Origin of the sequence: Salinibacter pepae, from assembly GCF_947077775.1 — a bacterium.
Taxonomy (GTDB): domain Bacteria; phylum Bacteroidota; class Rhodothermia; order Rhodothermales; family Salinibacteraceae; genus Salinibacter; species Salinibacter pepae.
Genome location: NZ_CAMTTE010000001.1, coordinates 1470895 through 1496527, shown reverse-complemented (window position 1 = coordinate 1496527; position 25633 = coordinate 1470895). Strand labels below are relative to the sequence as shown.

Annotated in this window: 25 protein-coding genes; 16 read left to right on the top strand and 9 right to left on the bottom strand. The window is 67.3% G+C overall.

Features of this window, described 5'->3' with window-relative positions; all coding sequences use genetic code 11:
* Positions 1-338 precede the first annotated feature (338 nt).
* Both OJA40_RS06195 and OJA40_RS06190 read left to right on the top strand, forming a co-directional pair.
* Entirely contained in the window at positions 339-782 is a 444-nt protein-coding gene (locus OJA40_RS06195; RefSeq protein ID WP_208427388.1) for an SCP2 sterol-binding domain-containing protein, read from the top strand.
* A 52-nt stretch (positions 783-834) separates the two neighbouring features.
* Positions 835-1323 carry a phasin family protein gene (locus OJA40_RS06190; protein WP_263810133.1) on the top strand — a complete coding sequence of 163 codons (489 nt, stop codon included), beginning with the start codon at positions 835-837 and terminating at the stop codon, positions 1321-1323.
* On the opposite strand, the gene OJA40_RS06185 is transcribed toward OJA40_RS06190, so the two are convergent.
* From OJA40_RS06185 to OJA40_RS06165, 5 genes are all read right to left on the bottom strand, one after another.
* On the bottom strand, positions 1314-2723 hold the full coding sequence (locus OJA40_RS06185) for a WS/DGAT/MGAT family O-acyltransferase (RefSeq protein ID WP_208427386.1): 1410 nt from the start codon (positions 2721-2723) through the stop codon (positions 1314-1316). The two genes, OJA40_RS06190 and OJA40_RS06185, sit on opposite strands and share 10 nt — an antisense overlap.
* A 63-nt stretch (positions 2724-2786) precedes the next feature.
* Positions 2787-4007 (bottom strand): DUF445 domain-containing protein, encoded by a 1221-nt coding sequence (locus tag OJA40_RS06180; protein WP_208427385.1) that lies wholly within the window; start codon positions 4005-4007, stop codon positions 2787-2789.
* A 48-nt stretch (positions 4008-4055) separates the two neighbouring features.
* Positions 4056-4988, bottom strand: a complete 933-nt coding sequence (locus OJA40_RS06175) for an MlaD family protein (RefSeq protein WP_263810131.1) — start codon at positions 4986-4988, stop codon at positions 4056-4058.
* A 57-nt stretch (positions 4989-5045) separates the two neighbouring features.
* A complete protein-coding gene (locus tag OJA40_RS06170; RefSeq protein ID WP_208425717.1) occupies positions 5046-5816 on the bottom strand; it encodes an ABC transporter ATP-binding protein in 771 nt (256 codons plus the stop codon).
* Between the two features lie 67 nt (positions 5817-5883).
* Positions 5884-6636 carry an MlaE family ABC transporter permease gene (locus OJA40_RS06165; RefSeq protein ID WP_112904734.1) on the bottom strand — a complete coding sequence of 251 codons (753 nt, stop codon included), beginning with the start codon at positions 6634-6636 and terminating at the stop codon, positions 5884-5886.
* Between the two features lie 236 nt (positions 6637-6872).
* Between OJA40_RS06165 and radA the strand changes: the two genes are divergently transcribed.
* The 6 genes from radA to OJA40_RS06135 all read left to right on the top strand — a co-directional run bounded on the left by radA (position 6873) and on the right by OJA40_RS06135 (position 12486).
* Positions 6873-8252: a DNA repair protein RadA gene (gene radA / locus OJA40_RS06160; protein WP_208425716.1), complete on the top strand. Its 1380-nt coding sequence runs from the start codon at positions 6873-6875 to the stop codon at positions 8250-8252.
* A 153-nt stretch (positions 8253-8405) separates the two neighbouring features.
* Positions 8406-9011: an RNA polymerase sigma factor gene (locus OJA40_RS06155; protein ID WP_208425715.1), complete on the top strand. Its 606-nt coding sequence runs from the start codon at positions 8406-8408 to the stop codon at positions 9009-9011.
* A gap of 48 nt (positions 9012-9059) precedes the next feature.
* Positions 9060-9623 carry a hypothetical protein gene (locus OJA40_RS06150; RefSeq protein WP_263807948.1) on the top strand — a complete coding sequence of 188 codons (564 nt, stop codon included), beginning with the start codon at positions 9060-9062 and terminating at the stop codon, positions 9621-9623.
* Positions 9624-9673: 50 nt separating this feature from the next.
* A complete protein-coding gene (locus tag OJA40_RS06145) occupies positions 9674-10417 on the top strand; it encodes a hypothetical protein (RefSeq protein WP_263807949.1) in 744 nt (247 codons plus the stop codon).
* Positions 10418-10566: 149 nt separating this feature from the next.
* Positions 10567-11847 (top strand): N-acetylmuramoyl-L-alanine amidase family protein, encoded by a 1281-nt coding sequence (locus OJA40_RS06140; protein ID WP_263807951.1) that lies wholly within the window; start codon positions 10567-10569, stop codon positions 11845-11847.
* An 84-nt stretch (positions 11848-11931) separates the two neighbouring features.
* The gene (locus tag OJA40_RS06135) at positions 11932-12486 is read left to right on the top strand and encodes a hypothetical protein (protein WP_263807952.1); all 555 of its coding nucleotides are present in this window, start codon (positions 11932-11934) and stop codon (positions 12484-12486) included.
* A 16-nt stretch (positions 12487-12502) separates the two neighbouring features.
* Here the strand turns inward: OJA40_RS06135 and OJA40_RS06130 are convergent, their stop codons facing one another.
* Entirely contained in the window at positions 12503-12901 is a 399-nt protein-coding gene (locus tag OJA40_RS06130) for a RidA family protein (protein ID WP_208425712.1), read from the bottom strand.
* Positions 12902-13132: 231 nt separating this feature from the next.
* On the opposite strand from OJA40_RS06130, the gene mnmA reads away from it, so the two are divergent.
* The 3 genes from mnmA to OJA40_RS06115 all read left to right on the top strand — a co-directional run bounded on the left by mnmA (position 13133) and on the right by OJA40_RS06115 (position 16944).
* Positions 13133-14284, top strand: coding sequence for a tRNA 2-thiouridine(34) synthase MnmA (gene mnmA, locus OJA40_RS06125; RefSeq protein WP_208425711.1), 1152 nt, complete (start codon positions 13133-13135; stop codon positions 14282-14284).
* 228 nt (positions 14285-14512) lie between these two features.
* Positions 14513-15943 carry an RtcB family protein gene (locus OJA40_RS06120; protein WP_208425710.1) on the top strand — a complete coding sequence of 477 codons (1431 nt, stop codon included), beginning with the start codon at positions 14513-14515 and terminating at the stop codon, positions 15941-15943.
* Between the two features lie 260 nt (positions 15944-16203).
* Positions 16204-16944, top strand: coding sequence for a response regulator transcription factor (locus tag OJA40_RS06115; protein WP_208425709.1), 741 nt, complete (start codon positions 16204-16206; stop codon positions 16942-16944).
* A 30-nt stretch (positions 16945-16974) separates the two neighbouring features.
* Here OJA40_RS06115 and OJA40_RS06110 read toward each other — a convergent pair whose 3' ends face one another.
* Positions 16975-17685, bottom strand: a complete 711-nt coding sequence (locus OJA40_RS06110) for a response regulator transcription factor (RefSeq protein WP_208425708.1) — start codon at positions 17683-17685, stop codon at positions 16975-16977.
* A 244-nt stretch (positions 17686-17929) separates the two neighbouring features.
* On the opposite strand from OJA40_RS06110, the gene OJA40_RS06105 reads away from it, so the two are divergent.
* On the top strand, positions 17930-19000 hold the full coding sequence (locus OJA40_RS06105) for a M42 family metallopeptidase (RefSeq protein WP_263807954.1): 1071 nt from the start codon (positions 17930-17932) through the stop codon (positions 18998-19000).
* A gap of 27 nt (positions 19001-19027) precedes the next feature.
* On the opposite strand, the gene OJA40_RS06100 is transcribed toward OJA40_RS06105, so the two are convergent.
* Positions 19028-20386 carry a class II 3-deoxy-7-phosphoheptulonate synthase gene (locus tag OJA40_RS06100; protein ID WP_208425706.1) on the bottom strand — a complete coding sequence of 453 codons (1359 nt, stop codon included), beginning with the start codon at positions 20384-20386 and terminating at the stop codon, positions 19028-19030.
* Between the two features lie 197 nt (positions 20387-20583).
* On the opposite strand from OJA40_RS06100, the gene OJA40_RS06095 reads away from it, so the two are divergent.
* Together OJA40_RS06095 and OJA40_RS06090 are read left to right on the top strand one after the other, a co-directional pair.
* Positions 20584-21312, top strand: coding sequence for a response regulator transcription factor (locus OJA40_RS06095; RefSeq protein WP_263810130.1), 729 nt, complete (start codon positions 20584-20586; stop codon positions 21310-21312).
* Between the two features lie 137 nt (positions 21313-21449).
* Positions 21450-22925: a sensor histidine kinase gene (locus tag OJA40_RS06090; RefSeq protein ID WP_208425704.1), complete on the top strand. Its 1476-nt coding sequence runs from the start codon at positions 21450-21452 to the stop codon at positions 22923-22925.
* Between the two features lie 56 nt (positions 22926-22981).
* On the opposite strand, the gene OJA40_RS06085 is transcribed toward OJA40_RS06090, so the two are convergent.
* Entirely contained in the window at positions 22982-24484 is a 1503-nt protein-coding gene (locus OJA40_RS06085) for a carboxypeptidase M32 (protein ID WP_263810128.1), read from the bottom strand.
* A 211-nt stretch (positions 24485-24695) separates the two neighbouring features.
* Between OJA40_RS06085 and OJA40_RS06080 the strand changes: the two genes are divergently transcribed.
* Entirely contained in the window at positions 24696-24992 is a 297-nt protein-coding gene (locus OJA40_RS06080; protein ID WP_208425702.1) for a hypothetical protein, read from the top strand.
* A gap of 94 nt (positions 24993-25086) precedes the next feature.
* Entirely contained in the window at positions 25087-25602 is a 516-nt protein-coding gene (locus OJA40_RS06075) for a hypothetical protein (protein WP_208425701.1), read from the top strand.
* Positions 25603-25633: the final 31 nt, after the last annotated feature.

The following is a 25633-nucleotide window of genomic DNA, read 5'->3' as shown; positions in this document are numbered from 1 at the left end:
CCGCCCCCGGCCAAGAGATCCGTTTCTGAAAGCCGACGCTCAGGTCTTCTGCGGGACGGTGCGTTGAACCATCGTCTCCACGCTAGAAGGGGGCCGTGTGGACCCCCGACGGTCGGTGCTGGTCGGCGTGGTGCCGGTCCGCAGAGCGGTGAATGGGGACCGGCCTTGTCTGTGAGTCGTCGCGGCGATGGACGGGGGAAGGGAAACCCCTTGAGACGCACGGGACCTGGGCGCCGGTCAACGTGTCCCCAACGTCGCGCGCCCCCGTTCCGCTTGCCACTCTGCCCCCCGCACGGCTACACTACGGCGCGGCCTTTTGACAAATCCCTTTTCCACCCATGAGCGACGACGCCCCCCGCTACTGGACCCCCGCGTACGTCGAACGCTTCGTCGAGGCGCTGAACCGTGATGACGAGTTCCAGGACACCGCGGGCGCCTTCTCCGAAACCATCGAGCTGCGATGCCTCGACACGCCCGACGCCGAGGACGTAACCGCCACCTACACGTTCGAGGAGGGCCAGGTGGTGGATGTCGACCTGTGGATTGACGACGCCCCCTCCGATCAGATGCGCGAGGAGGCGGTGGACACCGACACCGTCATGGCCCGGGCCACGGCGCCCTACGACGTGTGGGTGCAGATGGACCAGGGGGAGATGGGGGCCACCGAGGCCATCGCGTCGCCCGATTACAAGATCGACGGTTCCATGATGCAGATCATGTCCAACATGGGCGTCTTCCGCGGCATGATGTCCGTCGCGGCCGGGGTGGAGAAAACGTACTAGTGCTGCGTTGAAGCAACAGAACGATCTGTTTCACACGGCCAGAACGAGACGTATGAGCGACAATGGCCCCACCATCACCGTCACGCGTGGCTCACGACCCGAGCAGGCCGACCCGAAGCCGTCCGCGTCGTCGGCGCGTGCGCGGTCGTCGGAGTGGGGGCTGCCAGGGCCCGGCGCGGTGGTGTCGAGCCTGGTTCGTGGGGCGCGTGCGGCTTGGTGGGCCGGCCTCGGGGTCGTCGGGGCGGTGCAAGACGCCGGCACGCAGGTGTTCGACGCGCTCGTGGAGGAGGGCCGGTCGTGGGAACGGGCCGAGCGCGAGCGCCGGGCCCAGACGGCCCGGCGGGTGCGACAGGTAACGGACGAGACCGACCCAATTCGGGCAGCGGAAGAGCGCGTCCAGACGGACGTGAACGACATTCTTCGGCGGGTGGGCGTGCCGTCCCGCGACGACCTGGAGGAACTGCGCGAGCGGGTCGACGCCCTCGGCGCCCGCATCGAGGCGCTCGCCCGGTCCATTGAGGAAGCGGATTCTTACCCTTGAGGGGACGACGCGGGGGACGGCCCCTCATCCGTGGCGGGCAGCAGGGTGTCCGCGAGCCGGTCGAACTCCTGCTGGAATCCGTCGATGATCGTGTCGGGGTCGGGGATGAGGCCGGCGTCGCAGGCGATGCCGAGGCGCACCGTGCCGTCGTAGCTGAAGATGCTCACGCCCAGGCCCACGTGCCCCGCCCGTGGCACCCACGGCATCACGTGCTGCACGTGCCGCCCCTTCATGTGGAGCGGCTCCTGGGGCCCCGGCACGTTCGTCATCACCGCGCTGGCCCGGTTGCTGAAGTGGCGCACGGCGCGGTCCTCCACGCTCAGCGGCAGGTAGCCGAGCCCCTCCAGCACGGTGAGCGCGGCGACGGCCTCCGCCGAGCCCTTCAGGGCGTCCATCCGCTGCTTCACCGCCAGCATGCGCTCCAGGGGATCGTCGAGGCCGACGGGCAGGTCCAGAAACACGAGCCCGAAGCGGTTGCCCAGCTCGAAGGCCCGCTCCGGCGGGCGCAGGTTGACCGGGATGAGGGCGCGCACCGTCTCCGTGTCGGTCGGCTCCGTGCGGGCGGCCAGGTAGTACCGCAGCGCCCCCGCCACGGCCCCGAGCAGCACGTCGTTCACCTTGGCGTCCACGACGCCCCCGATGCGCTTCACGCGGGCCAGGTCGAGCGGGGCGGACCACGTGGCCCGCTGCTTCACGCCCAGCTCGCCCTTGAGGGGCGTGTCGTCATCGTGGGGCAGCGAGAGAAACTTCGACAGCGCGGCCCCGAAGCTCAAGCCCTGTTTCGCGCGCCGCAGGGCGCGGGAGGGTTGAAGGAGCGACTTTGCGCCTTCGCTCAGCAGGCGCCGCCCAGTCCGGACGGTGCCGCGGACGGTGTCGAGGGCGCCCTGCACCACGCCGGAGAGCAGCCCGCGGTCCTCCGTCGTGGGGAAGCGGGCCGGGTCGAAGTGCTCGTCGGTGAGCGACAGCAGCACCTGCAGCAGGGCCATCCCGTCGGCGATGCAGTGGTGCAGCCGTATAATGAGGGCACTGCCGCCGAGGTAGTCCTCCACCAGCTCCATCTCCCAGAGCGGCTTCTCGCGGTCGAGCGGCACGCTCATGAGCGTGCTCACCCGCTCCTTGAGCTCGTCGCGACCGGCCGCGCCCGGCAGGGCCGTGCGGTGCACGTGCCGGTCGAGGTCGAAGTACGGGTCCAGTTCCCAGTACGGCGAGCCCTCGGGGTCGCGCACCCGCTGCCGAAACCGGTCGAAGCCGAGGAAGCGCTCCTCCAGGAGGGCCTTGAGCGTGCCCACGTCCATCGGGTCGTCGAGCACGAGCACGCCCGTAATGGTCATCAGGTTCGTCGGCTCGTCCATCCGCAGCCACGCCGCGTCGACGCCGGAGAGGGGCTCGTGGGGGGGCATTGGCGGCAGTGCAGGTGGTGAAGGAAAAGCAGGGACGACCGATCAATGTGTGCGCAGCCGGTTTTACGAGGACGACGTATCATCTGTCCGGTCATTTGTCCGGGCGCGAAAGAGCGCCTCGTCCACGCCGTAGATGGCGAGGCCGAGCGTGGTGACCGCGACGAGGGCGGCCGCCGGCGCCCAGATGATGAAGCCGCCGACGATGCCGAGGGCGGCCCCGAGGTACTTGATGTAGTTGAGCTGCTCGTTGGTCGTGCGGCGCAGCAGCATTTCGAGCTGCCGCTCGTCGTAAGCACGGACGTTCTCGTAGATCATGCGCTTCAGGTCGAGCGTGTCGACGAGGCGGAGCACGACGCGCGTCAGTAGCGATTCGATCTCGTCGCTGCGGCGCTCGAGTTCGGCGGGGAGGCGGTCGAGCACCGGATCGAGCTCCTCCACCAGCGGGTCGACCGCATCGGGCAGGCGCCGCACGGTCTCGCGCAGGCGGGCCCGGAAGTCGTCCTCCCCGAAGTACCGGTAGGCCCGCAGCATCAGGCCCGAGAGGCCCTCGCCGGCCTGCGCCTCCACCTGCTCGGCGGTGAGGGCGACGATGCGCTCCTGCACCGACGGGGTGGAGAGCACGTCCCGAAGCGCGCGGCGGAGCAGCGCCTTCCCCTCCGTGCGCACCGCCTCGTCGGTCGCCACGTCGCGGGCCGCCGCCACGAGCAGGTCGCGGTACCGGGCCACGAGGCCGCTCCCCCGAATTTTCTCCTTGATGAGGGACTTGTTGATGAGCTCGTCGCTCACGGCCTGGGCGAGGCGGTAGGCCACCCGTTCCCGCTGGGCGGGCACCAGGCCCTGGCCCACGAGGGGCCGCGCCTCGCGGGGCCGAAAGAGCATCGTGATGGCGAGCCAGTTCGTGCCGAAGCCGACGAGGCCGCTGACGGCGGTGAAGCGCAGCAGGTCCTCCAGCACAATCGTGTAGCCCGCCACGCTGAGCGTGACGCCCGGAAAGTCCCACACGAACGACAAGGCGAAGAGCGCGCCCAGCACCCAGGGCAGGGCCTTCAGCACCGGCAGCCAGCGGGCGTAGCGGCCCGTGCGCTTGGGGGGCGGCTCCACTCCTGCCTCCGCCGTGCCGGCGGGATCGGGCAGGTGGCGGCTCGCGGTGCGAAAGATGTGCCGCTGCAGGCGGGGCCACGACGCGTCGCGTCCGGTCGCCCCGTCGTGCGAGCGGGATTGCACCGCTGCCGCCGCCCCTGTGTCCTCCTGGCCGTCGTTGGTGTCGGAATCAGGAGCCGCCATGCGCAGCGATCGGTTGCGTATTGAGGGGCCCGTCGGGGTGCTCCGTGTCTAAAACACCTTCACGAGCGTCATGTCGTTCAGGTAGCGGCCCGGGTCGCGCCGGAAGTCCTGGAGGAGGGTGTTGGTGCGGGCCGCGGCCGAGTCCAGCCGCAGGTAGAGGCTCGGGTCGTTGAGGAGGCGGCCGGCCGTGCCGTCGCCCTCGTTCAGCTTGGTGGCCACGGTGTCGAGCGTGGCGGAGGTCTGTTCGAGGGAGGCAAGGCCTCGGTTGAGGCGGTCGAGCGACTGGTTCAGGCGCCGCACGGCCACGTCCAGCGATTCGCCGTTCTCGCCCATGAACGTGTCGAGGTCGCTTGACACCGACCGCAGGTTCTGGAGCAGGGCGCGGAGGGTTTCCTTCTCCGCCTCGGTGACCGATTCGAGGTCGCCCGTGATGTTCTTGGCGGAGGTGAGGGCCTGTCGCAGGTCGCTGTTCGGATTTTGGAGTTGGGTGCTCAGGGCCGACATGGTCGTGTTCGTGCTCGTAAGCACGCTGTCGGCCTTGTTTGCCAGCGCGGGGGCCTGGTCGGTAAGGCGGTCGAAGACGCTGCCCTCGGGGGGCGCCGAGAGCGTGGCGTCCGGCGGGAGCGGGGGGTTCTCGCGGGGGCCGGGAAGGATGCTGATGCGGACGCCCCCAATGCCGCTAAAGCCGGCGACCTTCGCGTGGGAGCCCTCCGGAATCCGAATGCCCTCCTCGATGCGGAGGCGAGCCCGCACGGTCTGGGTCTCCTGGTTGAGGCGGATCGACTCCACGGAGCCCACATTGACGCCCTTCATGCGCACCGGGTTGCCCGCCGTGAGGCCGCTGGCCTCCTCAAATTCGGCCTTCACGGCGTACGTGTCGCCGAACAGCGGGAGGTCCTGCAGGAACCGAACCCCGAAGACGGCCGCGACAACGGCGACGACGATGGCGATCCCAACCTTGATTTCGTTGCTGTATTCCATGTAGCAGGAGAGCAGGGCGTGCGAGAACGGCGAAGAACCCGAAACGAGCCCGAGGGGTCAGGCCGACGGCCCGGACAGGGCGGGAGTGGTGTCGCCCACCTGGTACTCGTTGGCTTTCACAAAGGAATTGAGGTGCGGGTTCGAGCAGTCGTGAATCCCGGAGACGGGCCCCACCCACTCGAGGTTGCGCTCGTGGAGAAAGGCGACCCGGTCGGCAATGGAGAGGACGGAGTGCATGTCGTGGGTCACGACGACACTCGTCACGTTAAGCTCCTCGGCGAGGTGGCGAATGAGGTCGTTGATGGTGTTTGAAGTTTCGGGGTCGAGCCCGCTCGTCGGCTCGTCGTAGAGGATGTACTCCGGCTCGATGGCGATGGCGCGGGCGAGGGCCACCCGCTTCCGCATCCCCCCGGACAGGTCGGTCGGGTTCTTCGTCCCCACCCCTGAGAGGCGAACCAGGTCGAGGCACTCCTGCACGCGGGCCCGGATGCCCCCCTCGTCCAGCGACGAGAAGTAGCGGAGCGGGAAGGCGACGTTTTCGAACGTCGTCATCGAGTCGAAGAGCGCGCCGCCCTGGAACAGCACGCCGAACCGGCGCCGGAGCCGGCGAAGCTCCTCGTAGGGAATCGTGGCGATGTCCGTCCCGTCCACGAGCACACGCCCTTCGTCCGGCGTGAGCAGCCCCACGACGTGCTTCATCAGCACGCTCTTTCCGGACCCGGACCGCCCGATGATGGCGAGGGTCTCGCCGTCGTGGATGTCGAGCGAGACGCCCTCCAGCACCTGGAGCGTTCCGAACCCTTTCGATACGTTCTGGACCTCAATCATGGCGGGGAGGGAGGCAGGGGGAGGGAGAGACGACCCGTCGCACGGAGCCGGGCACCCGTCGGGCCCGTCACAGCAGCAGCAGGGCGATGAGGAGGTCGGCGACGAGGATGAACACGCAGCTCAGGACGGCCGCCTGGGTTGTGCTGTCGCCCACCCCCACGGCCCCGCCGCCCGTGTAGTAGCCCTTGTAGCAGGCGATGGAGGTGATGATAAACCCGAAGGCGAACGACTTGATGAGCCCGATGGTGGGGTCGAGCAGCTTGAAAAACTGGCGCGCGCCCTCCAGAAACTCGCTGGCGCTCAGGAAGCCCCCGAAGTGCCCCACCCCGATGCCGGTCCCGATCCCGACGACGCAGGAGACGACGTACAGCACCGGAAACATGAGGACGCCGGCCAGCACGCGCGGCAGGATCAAGAACCCGACCGAGTTGAGGCCCATCACCTCCAGGGCGTCGATCTGCTCGGACACCCGCATCGTCCCCAGCTCCGCCGCGATGCGGGCGCCCACGCGGCCCGCCAGGATGAAGCCCGCGATCACGGCCCCCAGCTCCAGCATGATGGACGGCGCCACGATCGACCCGATGATCGTCTTCGGGATGAAGGGCGTCTCCAGCTGGTAGGCGGTCTGCACGGTAAACACCGCCCCCGTAAATGCCGCCGCGAGGGCGACGATGGGGATCGAGTCGATCCCCACCCGCACCATCTGGATGAAGAGGTTATTCCAGTAGGTGCCCACCTTGTCGATCGAGGCAAACGCCCGGCCCATGAGTGTCGCGTACCGGCCGAGGGCCCGAAACGGAGAGAGCAGAGCGTCGAGCAACGAGACAGAAGAAGCAGAGAATGCACAGGGCGCGAACGAGGCGGCCCGGAGCCGGGACGGCTCTGAGCCGGAGCCTGCATATGCACATCCAACCCGACGCGGAGGTTCCTCTACGTCGGGGGCACGGAGGGATCTCTGGCGGACGGATGGCAGTGCACTATGCAGGCGCGGCCCTCGGAAGAACACGGGCCGCGTCCGCCCTTAGTCGTCAGACGCACGAACCCGCCGGTAGTCGCATGGCCAGCTCCGAACCGCGATACGTTTGTCAGGAATGCGGGCACGAGGCCCACAAGTGGATGGGCAAGTGCACCGGGTGCGGGGCCTGGAACACGCTCGTGAAGGAGACCGAGCGTGCCGACGTGGAGGCCCAGGTCCCCGACCTTAGTACGGACGGCCAGAACGGAACGGCGGCGGCCCAGAACCAGCCGACCCAGCTGACGGAGGTGGAGATGGAGGGGGAGTCTCGGCTGAAGACCGGGGTCGACGAGCTCGACCGCGTCATGGGCGGGGGCATCATGCAGGGCTCGTTCAGCCTCATCGCCGGGGACCCGGGCATCGGCAAAAGCACGCTCATGACCGAGCTGGGCGGCTACCTGCCGGGCCGCAGGATCCTGTACGTGACCGGGGAGGAGTCGAAGCGACAGGTCAAGCTGCGCGCCCAGCGGCTCGGGGTCGACAGCGACGCCCTCTACCTGCTGGCGGAGACGAACGTGCAGGAGATCGCCAACGCCGTCGACGACGTGGAGCCCGACCTGCTGGTGGCCGACTCCATTCAGACGATCTACCGGCCCGACCTGACGAGCGCCCCCGGTTCGGTCAGTCAGGTGCGGGAGAGCACCGCCTCGCTGCTGAAGCTGACGAAGGAGCGGGAGTTCTCCACCTTCCTCGTGGGGCACGTTACCAAGAAGGGCACCATCGCGGGGCCCCGGGTGCTGGAGCATATGGTGGACACGGTGTTGTACTTTGAGGGCGATCAGAACCACGCGTACCGCATCCTCCGGAGTGTGAAAAACCGGTTCGGGGCGGCCAACGAGATTGGGGTGTTCGAGATGCGGGAAGACGGGCTGCGGGAGGTGCCCAACCCGAGTGAGATCTTCCTGTCCGAGCGCGGCTACGGCGTGAGCGGCTCCACGGTCGTGTGCTCCCTGGAGGGCACCCGGCCCATCCTGGTCGAGATTCAGGCGCTCGTCACGCCCACCTCCTACAGCACCCCCCAGCGCACCGTCACCGGCTTCGCGGCCCAGCGCCTCCAGATGATTCTGGCGGTGTTGGAGAAGCGCGCCGGACTGGCCTTCAGCGACCATGACGTGTTCATCAACGTGGCCGGGGGGGTCAAACTGGAGGAGCCGGCCGTGGACCTGGGCGTCGCCATCGCGGCGGCGTCGTCGTTCCGCGACATTCCCGCCGACACCGGCTCGGCCCTCATCGGCGAGGTGGGGCTCGGCGGCGAGATTCGCACCGTGAGCCGCGTGGAGCCGCGCCTCAAGGAGGCCGCCAAGCTGGGCTTCGACCGGGCGGTGGTGCCGGAGAACAACCTCGATCGCATTGCGGGGGACTACGACATCGACGTGACCGGTGCCCAGCAGCTGAGGGAGGTCGTGGACGTGGTGCTGTAGCGCGTCTTGTGACGGCGGATCGCCGCTCCGGAACGGTCCTTGTAAACGTAGATGGCCGAGCACAAGGGGACACACAATAATTGCGCTGGGACACTCGTTTGGATCGGCACCATGTCCCCACGTCCCGGCACCTGCCACTGATTGGGTTTCCGCATGCAGCCTACGGATGAGGAACTGGTATCGGCGTACCTGGACGAGAGCGACGAGCAGGCCTTTCGGCGGCTCGTCGAACGGCACCAGGACCGTATTTTTGGCTACCTGATGGGCATGGTGAAGGACCGGGCGGTGGCCAACGATCTCTTCCAGGAAACCTTCGAGCGCGTCATCAAAGCCATGCACGGCGAGCGCGGGTCGTACGACCGGCAGGGCCAGTGGCTGAGCTGGGTGATGAGCATCGCGCGCAACGCGGCAATCGACCACACGCGGAAGCAAAAGAAGTGGACGGACGTGCCGCAGGACGAAGACGACGGGCGGTCCTTCTGGGACACCCTGGAGGACGACTCGCCCTACGCCGACGAGCAGCTCCACCGCGCGGAGCAGCGCGAGTGGCTCGACGAGCACATCGAGCAGCTCGCCCCCGAGCAGAAAGAGGTGCTGCTCCTGCGCCAGGAAACGGACCTGACCTTTCGGGAGATCGCCGAGCTCCAAGACGTGTCCATCAACACCGCCCTCGGCCGCATGCGGTACGCCCTCAAGAACCTTCGCAAGATGATGGAGGCCTCCGACGAGACCGCGCTGGTCGGCACGATCGACACGTAAGGACCCCGGCGCGGTCCGGCCTGCTTCACAGAGTGACCCTTTGCCCCTATGGACGATCGGCTACGTCTCATTCGGTATCTGTACGACGAAGAGGTGGACGCGTCGGCGCTCGCGCAGCGGTTGTCCGACGATCCGGACCTCTACCGCGAGTACGAGGAGCTGGCCGCGACGAAGCGGGCGCTGGACGACCGGCCCGCGCGCCAACCGGACGCGGCGGTCGTGGACCAGGTGGTAAACGAGGCCCGCACGGCCGCCTCCCCGGCCGCGCCCCCGAGCGAGGACCGCCCGGCGCGGGCCCCCTCTCACGCCTGGACCCGTCGCCTGCAGCCCGCCGGTGCCGCGCTCGCCCTCCTGCTGGTGATTGGCCTGGGGTGGTGGCAGGGCGACGGAACGTCCGACGGCCCGGCCGCGGACGCCGCGACGCCCGGCGCGATCGACGGGACGAGCCAGCAGGCCCCCGCGACCGCCCAAACCCGGTCGAGCGACGCGGACGCCATCCCGGCGTGGGACGACGGGGAGGCGTTGATCCGCATACAGCGCCGCATCGACCGGCTGCAGGCACGGAGCGCGCCGGACCGGTGGGGCTCCCTCCAGCGGGTCAGCCGGCCCTAACATCCGTTTCCGCCTCGCCTCGCGTCCCATTGTTCACGTCTCGCCTCCCCATGACCGTTCTGCACCGCCTGGGTTCTACGTGTCGTCAAGTCGTCGCTGGGCTCGCCCTCGGATTCCTGCTGTGGGGCCTGCTTCTGCCCGCCGCGTCGGCCCAGCAGACCCGCACGCTCAACATCCGGAACGGCACCGTCTACGTCGACGGGCGGCCTCTGTCGGCGGACCAGCTCCCGGACAGCTTGGACCTGCGAGGGGTGCGGGCCAACTACCGGTTCGTCGGGGTCCAGCGCCCCGTCGTTGAGCTCAGGGGGCGCCTCTTCGTCGTGCAGGATGGGCTGAGGCCCATCACGGAGGAGGAGGTGCGGCGGCAGCGGGCCTCCGTCGTGTTGGGAAGTGGCGGGGTGCAGGCGCGGGCCTCTTCGTCCCGTGACAGGGTTGAGGCCGCGAGCGCCCCCGAGGCGTCGCACCGGCAGTACCTCGACGCCGTGCAACGCTCCAGCCGGGAGCTTTACGAGCGGCTTCAGCGCGAGCGCCAAATGGAGCAGAACGCGCAGACCCTCGCGCGCACCATCCGGCTCCTGCCGGAGGGCGCGGAGCGCCGGGCCCAGATCGACACGCTTCGCGCCATGCTCGAAGACATTTTTGCGGTGAAGCAGGAAAACCGGCGTCGCGAGATCGAGCGCCTACAACGACAGATCCGTGAGCTGCAGGAAAACCTTCAGCGACGGGCCCAGATGCGAGACCGCATGATTGACCGCCACCTCCGCCAACTCATCGACTCCACGCGTGGCCGATAGCGAGGCCGCACAGGGCCGTCCACCGCCCGCATCGTCCTCGTTGTCACCTCATCCTTTACTTTAAGTGGGCTGCGCCGCATCTTGTGGGGCGGCGGGACACGCAGCCACCGTCCGCACGTCGCTTTTCGTCAGGGGTGTCGCATCTGTCTATGGATTGGTTCCGGGCCCACATCGCTCGTTGTGTCGACGCCGGGCATCGGTCGCGTTGGGGCCCGTCGTGGCTCCTGGTCGGGCTTCTGCTCGTGGCGGCGGGGCCGGCCCAGGCCGACGTGCTCGTGACCGACGTGATCTTCTCTCCCCGGTCCGACGGGCAGGGCTACGTCGTGCGCGTCCGGACGACGGCCTCCCCCGAGGCGTACATGCTGCAGCCGGAGCAGGCGCGCGAACTGAAGTGGGTGCTCTACAACACGACCCTCCACGCGGACTACGACAAGCGGGCGCCGGCAGGGCCGGTTGAGGACTACACAGTGACGCAGCAAAACGGCCACCTGATCCTCCGGGTCACCCTCACTTCGGACCGCTCGATCTCGCCCACGGCCTACCGCGACGGGGCGTCCGACGACGTGCTACTAAACCTTGCGTACGACGACGCCCCGCCGGTGGCCGCAGGGGCCGCCTCGTCCCCCGCGTCGACCGCGTCCGTCTCGTCCGCCGCCGAAGAACCGACGCCCTCTCAGGCGGGACAACGTCAGCGAGACCCGATGGCCGCCTTTTCTCCCGAACGCTCCCGGCTCGACACGGTGGTGATCGATCCGGGGCACGGGGGCAAGGACCCGGGAGCGGTGGCCCACGGGCTGTACGAGAAGGACATTGTGCTGGACGTGGCCCACAAGCTGGGTGACTACATCGAGAACCGCCTGGACCTGGAGGTGGTCTACACCCGAGCGGACGACCGATTTATTGCCTTGGAGGAGCGCGGGCACCTGGCCAACCGGAGGGGCGGCGACCTCTTCATCTCACTCCACGCCAATGCGTTTCAGTCCTCGTCCGTCCAGGGCACCGAGACGTACTTCCTGGGGCGCTCCAAGACGGACGCGGCGCGGCGCGTCATGAAGCAGGAGAACAGCGTTGTGCGGGAGTACGAGGAGAATCCGGACCGCTACGACGAGTACGACGCGGAGGCCTTCGTGAAGGGCGAACTCTTCCTGAGCGCCAGCATGCAGTTCAGCGAAGAGTTCGCGTCGATCGTCCAGAATCAGTTCAAGAAGCGGGTCCAGCGGCGCAGCCGGGGGGTGCACCAGGCCGGGTTCTACGTCCTGTGGAGCGCCTCGATGCCGTCGGTCCTCGTGGAGCTTGGGTACCTGACCAACCGCCAGGAGGCCCGCTTCCTCAACAGCGACCGGGGCCAGACCTACCTGGCGAGCGCCATTTTCCGGGCCGTCCGCAAGTACAAGAACCAGTACAACAAGGGCATCGTCTCCAGCGAGTAGGGCCCGTTCGCGTGCGGCCCTTGTAGAGACGGGGCTGGGCTGCTCGTACTGGTGCCCCGTTCCTCACAGCCAACCGCACGTGCCATGACCGCTGCCGAACGGACCCTACGCCGAGGACCGCTGCTAATCGTGCTGCTGGCCGCAAGTGCGGTATGGACCAGCTGCGACCTTGCGTCGGCGGGCAACACCGCCCTCCTGAATGCGAACTCCCCCATCGCTCCGACGGTGCAGCATCGGTTCGAGTACAAGGACGAGGACGTTGTGGAGAGAGACGTGGCGGTCGAGTCAATGATTCAGTCGGATGACCTCGACGCCATTTTGTCCGACAACGGATTTAGCCGGAGCGATGTGGTCGATGCCCGAATTGATAGTGTAAAGATTATCAATCCGGAATCTGCCCCGTCGCTGAGAGACGCAGATGTGTTTCTGGGGGCAAACGCGGAAGGCCCTCGCGTTGCACAGGTCACGTCTTTTCCGGACGGCGCTTCGTTCGTCGTCGACGACACGTCTACACCCGTCTTCGAGGCTGTACGAAACGACGAGGTGCGAACGCTCTACGGCCGGTTTGGGCTAGAAAGCGCCGGCGATGGAGCAGTCCAGGCCAAAGTCTACTACCGACTCAAAGTGGAGGGCGTGTAGGATGCCCTCCGGGGCTCTACCGAATGGCGATGCAGGACACCTCGACCCGTGCATTTCGGGGGAGCTTGGCAACCTCCACGGCCTGCCGGGCCGGCGGTTTTTCGTTGAAGTATCGCGCGTACACCTCGTTGATCTGCGCGTAGTCGTTCATGTCGGCCATGAAGACCTCGCACCGCACCACGTTCTCGAACGACATGCTCGCGGCCTTCAGGACGGCACCAACGTTTTCGAGCACGCGTTCCGTTTCCGCCTCAATCGACCCGTCCACCATGCTGTCGGTGTCCGGGTCGATCGCGATTTGGCCCGAGACGTACAGACGGTCGTCGACGAGGACGCCCTGGCTGTACGGGCCGATGGCCGCGGGGGCGAGGGGGGTCGTGACGGTACTGCGAGACGCAGAGGTCGACGTGGACATAGAATACGTACCGGGGGCATTTGGCAGGGAGTGATGCCCTCAAACTTCTGCTTTCCGGGGTCGTGGTACAAGCAAATATTTTCTGAAGACCATTTCCTGCTCAAGGCGGCCGGGCAGCAGGGGGGCGCGTGTGGGGCTGATCGGCGGGCCCCGACGCGACTGAGGAACGCCCATCCGTGCGCGGCGGTTTTACGGTTCTGAAGTCTTCTCTTTTGACTCACCACCTGAATCATGAGCAAAAAGGGACGCGTGCTCGTCGCCATGAGTGGCGGGGTCGACTCCTCGGTGACGGCCGTGCTGCTCAAAGAGCGCGGCTACGACGTGGTGGGCCTCACCATGAAAACCTGGGACTATTCCACCAGCGGGGGGCGCGACGGAAAAGAAGTGGGCTGTTGCTCCATCGAGTCGATGAACGACGCCCGTGTGGTGGCGACTGAGCACGGCTTTCCGCACTTCGTGGTAGACCTGCGGGAGGAGTTTGGGGACTGGGTGATCGAGCGCTTCACCGACGAGTACCTCTCGGGCCGCACGCCCAACCCCTGCGTGCTCTGTAACACCCACATCAAGTGGGACGCCCTGTTGCAGCGGGCCGATGACCTGGACTGCGAGTACATCGCTACGGGCCACTACGCCAACGTCCGTTACGACGACGAACGGGACCGCTACCTCCTGAGCCGCGGGCTCGACCGCAACAAGGATCAGAGCTACGCGCTCTGGGGCCTGCCGCAGGGGCACCTCGCCCGCTCGATCTTCCCCCTTGGTGCGCACGAGAAGCCGGAGATCCGCAAGATGGCGGCGGAGTTCGGCCTCGACAACGTGGCCGACAAGCCGGACTCCTACGAGATCTGCTTCATCCCGGACAACGACTACCCTCGGTTCCTGAAGGACCGCGTCGACGGACTTGAGGAGGAGGTAAGCGGCGGCACGTTCGTGCTCAGCGACGGCACCGTGGTGGGGGAGCACGACGGCTATCCCTTCTACACCATCGGCCAGCGTCGGGGCCTCGACCTTGCGCTTGGCGAGCGGGTCTACGTGACCGACATTGACCCCGAGACAAACACGATCACGGTGGGGCCGAGGGAGGAGCTCATGGAACAGACCCTGACGGCCCACGAGATCAACCTCGTAAAGTACCCCGAGCTCGACGGGGAGCGCCCGGCCTGGGGCACGATCCGCTACAACGACGATGGGGCGGGGTGCCTGGCCTGGCAGCCGGACGAGGACACCCTGAAGGTGGCCTTTGCCGAGCCGAAGCGCGCCATCACGCCGGGGCAAAGCCTCGTGCTGTACGAGGACGACGATGTGCTCGGCGGGGGGTGGATTCACGAGGTGGGCGGGGCTGAGAACGAGGCGGCGGAGCGGGCGGCCGAGGCCCCAGCGTAGCCCCACCGACGCCAGGGCACCGTCCTCGCTGGAGAGGGGCACAGCGGCGGCGCAACGCACGTCGCTCGCAAAGAAAGCCCACAGGGAAATCTCCATGAGGAAGATGGAAGTGGAACATTGAATTTCTTCCCATGGTTCAATTTCCGCTCAATTACGTCTCAAAAATAACAAGACGCGGCGTTCCAGACGGCGGCGTTTAGCCCTGGAGCGTGCGCGAGCCTCTAGCGTATGAAACGCACGGACCTGACGCGGATCGACGAATTCACATGGGAAATCCCCCAGTCGTTCCAGGACGCGATGCGGGTGCCCGTGCGCATCCTCGCGAGTGAGAATCTCATCGACGAGATTCTCGACCGAAAGGCCATCGGTCAGGCGATTCGCACCTCGATGCTGTCCGGGCTGGTGGGGCATCTCGTGGTGATGCCCGATGTTTACAGCGGGCAGGGGGCGCCGGTGGGCATTGTGGCCGTGTCGAAATGGCCGGTGGGCACCATTGCGCCCGGCGCCATCGGACACGACATCAACGCGGGCGTCCGACTGCTGGGGTCGGACATCAAGACCGAAGAGGCGGAGGGCAACTTCGACGCCCTTGCCGACGCCCTGAAGAACCACATTCCGAGCGGGACGGACGCGGAGGGGTCCATCTCGCTCAACAAGAGCGAGGTCGACCACGTCGCCCAGTCCGGGGCCCAGTGGGCCCTGCGCAAGGACATGGCGCAGCAGGACGACCTCGTCCGCGCCGAGGAGGGGGGGCGCCTCAACGAGGCGGACCCGAAGAAGGTGAGCGAGGCGGCCCGGTCGATTGGGGCGCAGCAGCTCGGGACGCTTGGGGGCGGGGAGCACTTCATTGAGATCCATTCCGTGGAGGAGGTCTTCAACCGCGCGGCGGCCGTCACGATGGGCCTCAAAGAGGGCACCCTCGTCGCCCAGATTCACTGCGGTTCCCGTGGCTACGGGCGACAGGTCTGTGCCGACTACATCGAGCGGTTTCAGGAGGTGGCCCCCTCCTACGACATCGACCCGCCGGACCCGAACCTGGCGTCGGTGCCGCTCGACTCGGGCGAGGCGGAGGACTACATGGGGGCCATGCGGGCCGCGGCCAACTACGCCTACGCCAACCGACAGGTGCTGGCCCACCGCGTCCGCGAAGTGTTCGACGATCTGCTTGAGGGGGCGGGGGAACGGCTCAAGACGGTCTACGACGTGGCCCACAACCTGGGGCAGGTGGAGATGCATCAGGTCGACGGCAAGCACATGCGCTGCTACGTCCACCGCAAGGGGGCGGCGCGCGCCTTTGGCCCCGGCACGCCGGGCATCTCGCTCCCGTACCGGGCCCTCGGACAGCCGGTGCTGGTCCCCGGAAGCATGGGCGAGACCTCGTGGGTCATGCTGGCCACCCGCGACGCAATGCAGAAGAGCTTTGGGTCGGCCTGTCACGGCGCCGGACGGACCATGAGTCGCCACGAGGCAAACCACCAGGCCGAGCCGGTGCCGCTCGACGGGGACGGGGACGGCGTCGCCGTTCGGTCCGGCGACGGATCCGCGTCCGCCGGCGTCCAGCTCAAGGAAAACATCGGCGGGGTCGTGGAGACGGTCGCCGGGTCGCGCCTCGCCGGCAAGGTGGCGCGGCTGGAGCCCCTCGCCGTCATGCACGGGTGAACCCCTGGCATCGTTGTACGGCCCGCCCCATCCGTGTGCCGACCGGGCCCCGGCCGACTGCAGGAGGGCCGACTGCAGGAGGAATGCGGTCGGTACGGCTCCCAGCGTGGCCGCAGGGATATGAATCTGTTGAAGCAGCTTCTCTTGTTGCGAGAGGGTAATAGGATCGGGCGCCCTGTCGGAAGCGTACCGTGCTTCGTATCGTATGGGTTGTCCAGTTCCGCGCCGACTCTTCTCTCTGCCTAACTTCTTTTGCCTCCATGTCCGACTCCGACCCCGAAGGCCCGTCTCTTCTCGTCGTCGAGGACGATAGCGAGCTTAGCACGAGTCTTCTGCTCTACCTGGAATCCGAGGGCTACGAGGTGACGCTCGCCGAGACGGGAGAAACGGCCCTGCAAGAGGCCACACGGCTTCCGGGGTACGACCTGATCGTGCTCGACGCGAAGCTACCCGACCTCAGCGGCTTCGAAGTGCTCCGGCAGTCCCGGGACGACGGGGTCCGCACGCCGGTGCTCATGCTCACGGGCCTCGGCGACCACGAGCACAAGATGCGGGGCTTCCAGGTCGGCGCCGACGACTACCTAACGAAGCCGTTCGAGACGGAGGAGCTGGTGGCACGCATTGACGTGCTGCTTCGTCGGGAGGCGGAGGCAACCGACGAAACCGGGACGTTTCGGGTCGGGGGGCTCCGCGTGGACCTCGAAGAGGACGATGTCTCACGGGACGGAGAGCCCGTCGACCTCACAGACCTGGAGTACAAGCTGCTCGCCTATCTGCTGCGCCGGCGCGGCCGCACGGCCACCCGTGAGCAGATTCTCCGCGACGTGTGGGACCTGCCCACCGAGGTAGAGACGCGCACCATCGACCGGCACGTCAACGCCCTCCGCGACGTTATGGACGGCGAGGCGGAAGACGAGTGGCCCATCCAGAGCGTGTACGGAATTGGGTACAAACTGGAAGGCGCCGAGCGGACGACAGGGTCCGAGCAGGAGACGGTGTAGGGGCAGGGGGCGCCGGGGCGCCCAACCGGACTACTCCTCGTCGAACCGGTAGCCGATGCCGTAGACCGTCTCGATGTAGGTGGGGTCGGACGGGTCCGGTTCGATCTTCTTGCGGACCGAGGCCATGTGGCGGTCAATCGTCCGTGTGATGATGTTCTCGTCGATGCCCCAGACGTCCCGCAGCAGCTGCTTGCGCGTGACGGTGCGGCCCTTGTGCTGGATGAGGTAGCGCAAAATGTCGAACTCCAGGGCCGTGAAGTTCAGCTCGTCGCCGTTCCGGTACGCCTCGTGGGTCGAGAAATTGACCTCCACCTCCCCGATCTCGTAGACGTCCATCGGGGCCTCGGCGGGCGGCATGGTGCGCTGGAGGATGGCCTTCACCCGGGCCGCCAGCTCCTCCACGTTAAACGGCTTGGTGATGTAGTCGTCCGCCCCAAGGCCGAACCCCTTCAACTTCGACTCCTGCTCCCCGCGGGCCGTAATCATGAGAACGGGGGCGCTGAAGCCCATCTCCTGCGAGGCCTCAAGCACCTCAAAGCCGTCCTTCTCGGGCAGCATGACGTCGAGGAGGACCACGTCGCACTTGTCCATGTCCTTCATTTTCTGGAGGGCCGTCTCCCCGTCCTCGGCCGTGTCCACCTCGTAGTCTTCGAGCTCAAAATACTCTTCGAGCCCCATGAGGATGTCGGTGTCGTCCTCCACAATAAGCATGTGGTAGGTGCGGTCCGTTGTCGTCTGCATGATCGGCGGGGTGAATCGGGGAAGGGAGAACGCGCGAGAACGGTGTCCGAGAAGCGACTATAACATAGCTCTTTCTTCTCGTATTGGTCCCGGGGCGGGCGATGGGGCTGTGACGGTTGGGTTGGAAACCGTCGGGCATGCCGAAATTTGATGCGGGCGCCGGACACCACGCGGGGGCGTCCCGTATAGAAGACGGTAGCCAGTCCGACGCCCACGATTCCGTTCACCCATTCCTTCCGTCCGCATGACCGACGACGCGAAATCGTTCTTCTTCGATCTTCTGGACACCCCGAGCCCCACCGGCTTCGAGGCGCCCGGGCAGCGCGTGTGGACCGAGTACGTGCGCGATCACGCCGACGCGGTGGAGGCCGACGCATACGGCACGGCCTGGGCCCGCCTGGAGGGCACGGCCGACGAGGCCCCGAGCGTCATGCTCGACGCGCACGCCGACGAGATCGGGTTCATGGTGCGCCACATCACCGACGACGGCTTCATCCACATCAACCGCATCGGCGGGTCCGACCGCGCCATCGCGCGGGGGCTGCGTGTGCGCATCCTGGGGGACGACGGGCCGGTCACCGGCGTGGTGGGCAACACGGCCATCCACATCCGCGACACCAAAAACGAAAAGGTGCCCAAGGTGCACGAGCTGTTCGTGGACATCGGGGCCGAGGACGAGGAGGAGGTGCACGACCGCGGCATCCGGGTGGGCCACCCGATGGTGTTCGACGTGGGCCCGACCGAGCTGACCGACACCCGCATCACCGCCCGCGCCATCGACAACCGACTTGGCGGCTTCATCCTCGCGCAGGCCGTGGCGCGGCTGGCCGAGGAGCGCCCGGCGTGGCAGGTGCAGGCGGCCAACTCGGTGCAGGAAGAAATCGGGGGGCACGGGGCGAAGATGATCACGCACCGCCTCGATCCGGACGCCGCGATCGCGTTCGACGTGACCCACGCCACCGACTCGCCGGGCATCAGCAGCACCAAGCACGGCGACGTTGAGCTCGGGGCGGGGCCGACCGTAACGCACGGCACGTCCAACCACCCGCAGCTCGTGGAGCGCGTCATCGAGGTGGCCGACGCCGAGGACATTCCGCTCCAGCACGAGCCGAGCAGCCGCCGCACCGGCACCGACACCGACTCCATCTTCAAGACCCGCAGCGGCGTGCCCAGTGTGCTCCTGTCCGTGCCGCTCCGCTACATGCACTCGACCGTCGAGGTGGCCGACACCGACGACATCGAGCACTGCGTGCAGCTCTACGCGGCGCTCGTGCGTTCCTTCGGGGCGGACGAGGAGTTTAGCGTCTCGCTGTAGCGGCCGGCCGGCGTGCGTCGGGGGGGCTCACCCGTGCAGCTGGCGGTACTTGCGGACGATGCTGAAGGCCATCTCGAGAGACTGCTCGTAGTTGAGCCGCGGGTCGACGCGCGACTCGTAGGCCCGCCCGAGGTCGGCCTCGCTCAGCCCGCGGGCCCCGCCGATGCACTCGGTGACGTCCCGGCCGGTGAGCTCGAAGTGGACGCCGCCCAGGTGCGACCCCTCGGCCGCGTGGACGTCGAGGGCCTGCTCCAGCTCGCCCAGGATGTTGTCGAAGTGGCGCGTCTTGGTGCCGTCGTCGGTCGTCTCGGTGTTGCCGTGCATCGGGTCCGCGATCCAGAGGACCGACTGGCCGGTGGCCTGCACCGCCTCGACGAGGGCGGGCAGCCGGTCGCCAATCGTGTCGGCCCCGAGGCGCGAGATGAGCGTCAGCTTGCCCGGCTCGTCCTCGGGGTCGAGCGTGCGGACGAGGGTCTTGAGCCTCGACGGCGTCATGTCCGGCCCCACCTTGAGGCCCACCGGGTTTTCGATGCCGCGCGCGTACTCGACGTGGGCGTTCTCGATCTGGTTGGTGCGCTTGCCCACCCAGGGCAGGTGCGTGCCCAGGTTGTAGATGCCGTCCTTGTGGGGGACCGAGCGGGAGAGGGCCTCCTCGTAGGGCAGCAGCAGCGCCTCGTGGCTCGTGTAGAACGTGACGCTTTCGAGGGAGTCGAGCTCCTGCTCGGTCACCGCCTCCACGAAATCGATCGTGTCCCCGATCGCGTCGACGAGGGCGTGGTACTCCTCCGCGAGCGGCGAGTGGTCCATGAAGTCGAGGTCCCAGTACTCCGGGTGCCGGAGGTCCGCGAAGCCCCCCTCGGCGAGGGCCCGGACGAGGTTGAGGGTGAGGGAGGAGCTGGAGTAGGCCTCCACCATCCGCTCCGGGTCCGGGCGGCGCGCCTCCGCCGAGAATTCGGGGCCGTTGATGATGTCGCCCCGGTAGCTGGGGAGCGTCGTGCCGTTGCGCGTCTCGGTGTCCGAGGAGCGCGGCTTGGCGTACTGCCCCGCAAAGCGCCCGACCCGCACGATGCTCGTGTTGAGCCCGTAGGTGAGCACGAGGCTCATCTGCATCAGAATCTTGAGCCGGCCGGTGATGACGTCGGCCCGGCAGTTGCCGAACGACTCGGCGCACTCCCCGCCCTGCAGCAGAAACCGGTCCCCCTGCGCGGCCCGGGCGATCTCCGCCTTGAGGTTCTCAACCTCCCACGACGTGACGAGCGGGGGGAGGGCCGCGACGTGGTCGAGCTTCGCCTCCAGCGCCGCCTCGTCGGGATAGGTGGGCTGCTGAAGGGCGTCTTTTTCGCGCCAGGAGTGAAGCGACCAGTCCTGAATGGTGGGCTCAGACATGGGCAGAGAAGTGTTCGTACGACAATGAGTGCCTGGACAACGAACCCCGCCGCGCACACGTTTCTGGAAGCGTGGGTGATGACGTCGGCCGGAGACGAGCGAGATAACCATCGGCGCCGTGCCTCCGTAACACTGCGTCCCGTGCGACCGACGAACCCGCGAAAGCGCCCGTTTCGCAACCCACCGCCCGTCCGCCCGTGACGACCGCCGCCGAGAAACGCATTCTGCTCGTCGAGGATGACGACGACATCGCGGACCTGCTGGAGCTGCACCTCACCGACGCGGGGCATGCGGTCGACGTGGTTGGGGACGGCGACGACGGGCTGGCGCGGGCGCTGACCGAGGCGTACGACCTGATTGTCCTCGACATCATGCTGCCCGGCACCGACGGCTTCGACATCTGCCGCCGGCTGCGCCAGGAGAAGTGCCCGACGCCCATTCTCATGGTGACGGCCAAGACCGAAGAGGTGGACAAGGTGCTGGGCCTGGAGCTGGGGGCCGACGACTACATCACCAAGCCGTTTAGCATCCGCGAGGTGCTGGCGCGCGTGAAGGCCCTCTTCCGGCGCGTGGAGGTGGACCAGGAGACGCAGGGGCAGGCCGACGACACGCCCATTGAGCTCGGGGCGCTCGCCGTCGAGCCGGAGAAGCGCAAGGTGGCCGTCGAGGGGGAGGCCGTCGACCTCACGAGCAAAGAGTTCAAGCTGCTGCTTCTCTTTGTCCGGCACCCGGGGCGGGCCTTCAGCCGCGACGAGTTGCTCGACGAGGTCTGGGGCTACCAGTACAGCGGGTACAGCCACACCGTCAACACCCACATCAACCGCCTCCGCAACAAGATTGAGCCGGACCCCTCCGAGCCCCGGTACGTGAAGACGGTGTGGGGCGTCGGGTACCGGTTTGCCGAGCCGGAGGAGCTTGTTGCGTAGCGCGTATTTCGTATTGCGTATTTCGGGGTCACTTACGCAATACGCACCACGAAATACGACCTCCCCGATTCTGGCTTTCCTGGTTCTTCCTGCCGCCCCACGCTACGGGTTCACCCAGCACGTATCTCTGAATCCCCATGCTCAACAGCTTCTACGCCAAGCTGAGCGCCCTCTTCCTCGTGTTGATCGTGGGGCTCGGGGTTGTCCTCGCGACCTTCGGGGTGCGGGCCGCGCGGCAGTACGCCGACGAGGTGGAGCAGAAGCTCAACCGCACCCTGGCGGAGGAGATGGTGCCCCGCTTCGAGCCGCACCTGAGAGACAGCATCGACACGGGGGCGATCGAGGCCACCATTCAGGACATGACGGGCATCAACCGGCGGATCGAGATTTACCTGCTGGAGCGGGACGGGGCCCTGAAGGCGTCGTTCGCGGTCCCGGACGCCTCGATTGAGCAGCGTCGCGTCGACCTTGCGCCCGTCCGTCGGTTCATGAAAGGCGGCGACCTTCCGGTGCTCGGCGACGACCCGATGGCGGCGGGAACGGAAAAGCCGTTTTCGGCCGCCCGCATCGAGATTATGGGCCAGGCGGGGTGCTACCTTTACGTCATCCTCGGGAGCGAACAGTACGCCTCGGTGGCCAGCATGGTGGGGGAGAGCTACATCCTACAGACGGCCCTCTGGGGCCTCGGGCTGATCGTGCTGGTGACGGCCGGGGTGGGGCTGCTGCTGTTTCGGCGCCTCACGCAGCGCCTGCGGGCCATGAAAGACGTGGTGGCCGACTTCGAGGCGGGCGCGTTCGGGCGCCGCGTGGACGCAACCTCGAACGACGAAATTGGGCGGCTCGGCACGTGCTTCAACCGCATGGCCGACAACCTGGAAGAGACCATGGAGGAGCTGCGGCAGGCCGACCGCATGCGGCGCGAGCTCGTGGCGAACGTGTCGCACGACCTGCGCAGTCCCATCGCCTCCATTCAGGGGTACCTGGAAACCGTCTCGATGAAAGACGGCGACCTGCCCCCCGAGGAGCGCCAGCGCTACGTCACGACGGCGCTCCGGAATACGAAGCGCCTCAACACCCTCGTGAACGAGCTCTTCGAGCTGTCGAAGCTGGAGACGAAGCAGGTCGAGCCGACGATCGAGGCCTTTCCCATCGCCGAGCTCGTGCAGGACGTGGTCATGCAGTACGAGCCCCGAGCGGAGGAGCAGGCCGTGAACCTGCGGCCCGACCTGCCGGAGCGGCACGTCCGGGTGGAGGCGGACATCGGCCTCGTGGAGCGGGCGTTGTCGAACCTCATCGACAACGCGATCCACTACACCCCCGAGGGGGGGCAGGTCCGCGTCCGGCTCGACAATGAGCAGGGCGAGGTCTGCGGGACGGTGGCGGACACGGGGCCCGGCATCCCGGAGGACGACCTGCCCCACATCTTCGAGCGCTTCTACCGGGTCGACAAGAGCCGGGACCGGGACCGGGGCGGGGCCGGCCTCGGCCTCGCCATCGCGAAGACCATCCTGGAGCTCCACGACTGCACGCTGAAGGTGGAGAGTACGGTGGGGGAGGGAACCGTTTTTCGGTTCCGTTTGCCGGTGGAGGCGCCGAGTGGGCCGGAGGCGTAGCAATCCGAGCGGCCCGGTGGGGGAGAGACGGGAGAAGGACCCGTCGTTTTGGGCAGCTACAGGTCGTACAGCGCGCCAAATTTCTCGTGGGCGTACCGCAGCCACGGGGCGGCCGACAGCTCAGCGCCGGTGGCGCGCTCCAAGAGATCGGGGGCCGTTAGGATGCGTCCGTGCCGGTGGACGTGAGTGCGGAGCCAGTCGAGCAGCGGATCGAAGCGACCGTCGGCAACCTGCTCGGACAGGCTCGGAAGGTCGTCCTGGATCGCCTCCATGAGCTGAGCGGCCGTGAGGGTGCCGAGCGTGTAGGTGGGGAAGTAGCCGAACGCACCCTGCGACCAGTGCACGTCCTGCAGCACCCCGTCCGCGTCCGACGACGGCGTCACGCCGAGATACGCGTCCATTGCCTCGTTCCAGCGCGCCGGCAGGTCGTTGACCGACACCGAGCCGTCGATGAGGCCGCGCCCCAGCTCGAAGCGGAGCATCACGTGCAGGTGGTAGGTCACCTCGTCGGCCTCCACCCGGATCAGGGACGGCGTCACCCGGTTGATCGCGCGGTAGAACGGCTCCAGGGCCGCGTCGCCGAGGGCGTCGGGGAAGGTGTCTTTCAGGCGGGGCAGGTAGTGGCGCCAGAACGGACGGCTGCGGCCGATGTGGTTCTCCCAGAGGCGCGCCTGCGACTCGTGGGTGCTGAGCGCCGTGCCGTCGCCGAGGGGCGTGCGGGCGAGCGACGGGGCGATGCCCTGCTCGTACAGGCCGTGTCCGGCCTCGTGGATCGTCGAGAAGAGGGCCGAGGCCACGTTCGCCTCGTCGTAGCGCGTGGTGAGGCGCACGTCGGTCGGCGAAAAGGCAGTGGTGAACGGGTGGGCCGAGACGTCCTGCCGCCCCCGGTCGAAGTCGTACCCGAAGTCCGCGGTCACCGAGCGTCCGAACGCCCGCTGGTCGGACTGCGGATAGGAGCCGCGGAGGAGGGAGTCGTCGATCGGCGGCGCGTCGCCGATGGCGTCGACGAAGGGGACGAGGTCCTCGCGCAGCGTGTCGAAGAGGGCGTTCACCTCGGCGGTGGTGCGGCCCGGTTCGTATTCGGTGAGCAGCGCGTCGTAGGGCTCGTCGTCGTACCCGATGGCCTCCGCTTTCTCCACCGACAGGTCCACGAGGCGCTCCAGGTGCGGGGCGAACCGCGAGAAGTCGTCGTTCTGCCGGGCCTGGGTCCACGCCTGCTGGGCCTGCGACCGGGCCTTCGACAGCTCGGCGACGAGCGACGACGGGATGCGCACGGCCCGTTCGTAGTCGCGGCGTGTCACACGGACGAGGGCCGCGTCCGGATCGAGCGGGTCGGCGTCGCCCACGGCGTCGGCCGCCCGGTCCAGCAGCTCCCCGGTCTCGTCGGCCACGAAGCGCTCGTGGGCGGTGGACTGGAGCGTGGAGAGCTGCTGTGCCCGAGCCTCTGCGCCGCCCTCGGGCATGTGCGTCTCCTGGTCCCACCGGAGCACCGCGGCGGCGGCCTTCAGGTCTTCGATGGGGGCGAGGTAGGTGCGAAGGGCTTCGATGGGAGTGGGCATGGACAAGAGTGGACGGTGGAAAAGAACCGACGAAGAAAAACGACACGGCGACAAATCAGGTGCCGCATCCCGCGAAAAGATGGGTCGAATTGGGCAAGACCCAGGGGCGCGCGCTCGCAGTGAGGCTTCCTGTGAAACAGTGCTGGGATAAAAAATATACCTGTCACAGTATTTGTTCATCGATTCTATACACCAAGCCGGTGGCCCTGCAATGTCGAGCGCTGCTTCCGAACGCCCCGAAATCGATTTCTGGAGCTCTTCTCCGATCAACTGGCCTGCGATTTGGGCCGTCAACGCACTGCTGGTCGCTGCCATCGGGCTGACGCTCTGGGTCGGCGCCTTCGGACAGGCCGCGAGTCTCGTCGGGATTGGCATCGGGTGTGGGTGCTTCGTCTGGGCACGGATTCGGGAGGAGCGAGGAGCCGAGGCGAACGGGTGGCGCTACGCAGGCATCGGGATCTTCGTCCTCACGGCCGGGGTGCAGGTGGGGGGGCTCCTTCTCTCGTGAGACGCGAGCAGCATGGAGGTTCCCTTCGTCAATCTGTCCCGAGCGCCCTTCGTCAAGGATCGATGACTCCGAGCACATCCCTCCGCGTTCCACCATGAGCTCTCGCACGTCGGACAACGATGCCCGGTCCCCTGAACGCTCCTTTGAGCATACGGAGGTCTACCGCCACGGGCCTCTCTACCGGTGGGGGGCGTACGGAACGGCCGGCATCGTTGCCCTCTCGGTCCTCGCGATTTCCGGAACGATGGTTATCAAGGGGCTGTCCGGGATGAATTGGGGAGCGTATGCAGGCGCAATTGCGGGGCTAGTTGGCGCTGCTGTGTCGGTCCCCTCTCTCCTTGCGGAATTGTCCCTGACGGAGGATCGGCTTCGGAAGGAGCGCCCCCTCCGAGCCGGTCGAGAGGTCTCCTTCGAGGAGGTGCGCCGCGTGTTTATTGGGGGCGTGAGCGTCGAGATCTACGTGGACGCCGACCACGAGCCGGCCCTCACCTTTCATCGACATGTTCAGGACAGCGACGATCTGATTGAGAAGCTGGTCGCCCGCCTGCCGGCGAGTGCCGAGATCGATCACCCCTCCGGAGAGCTGGACGGACGGCTTGAAATTGCCTAACGAAGACGAGACGGGTCCGGCCCCGTCGCTC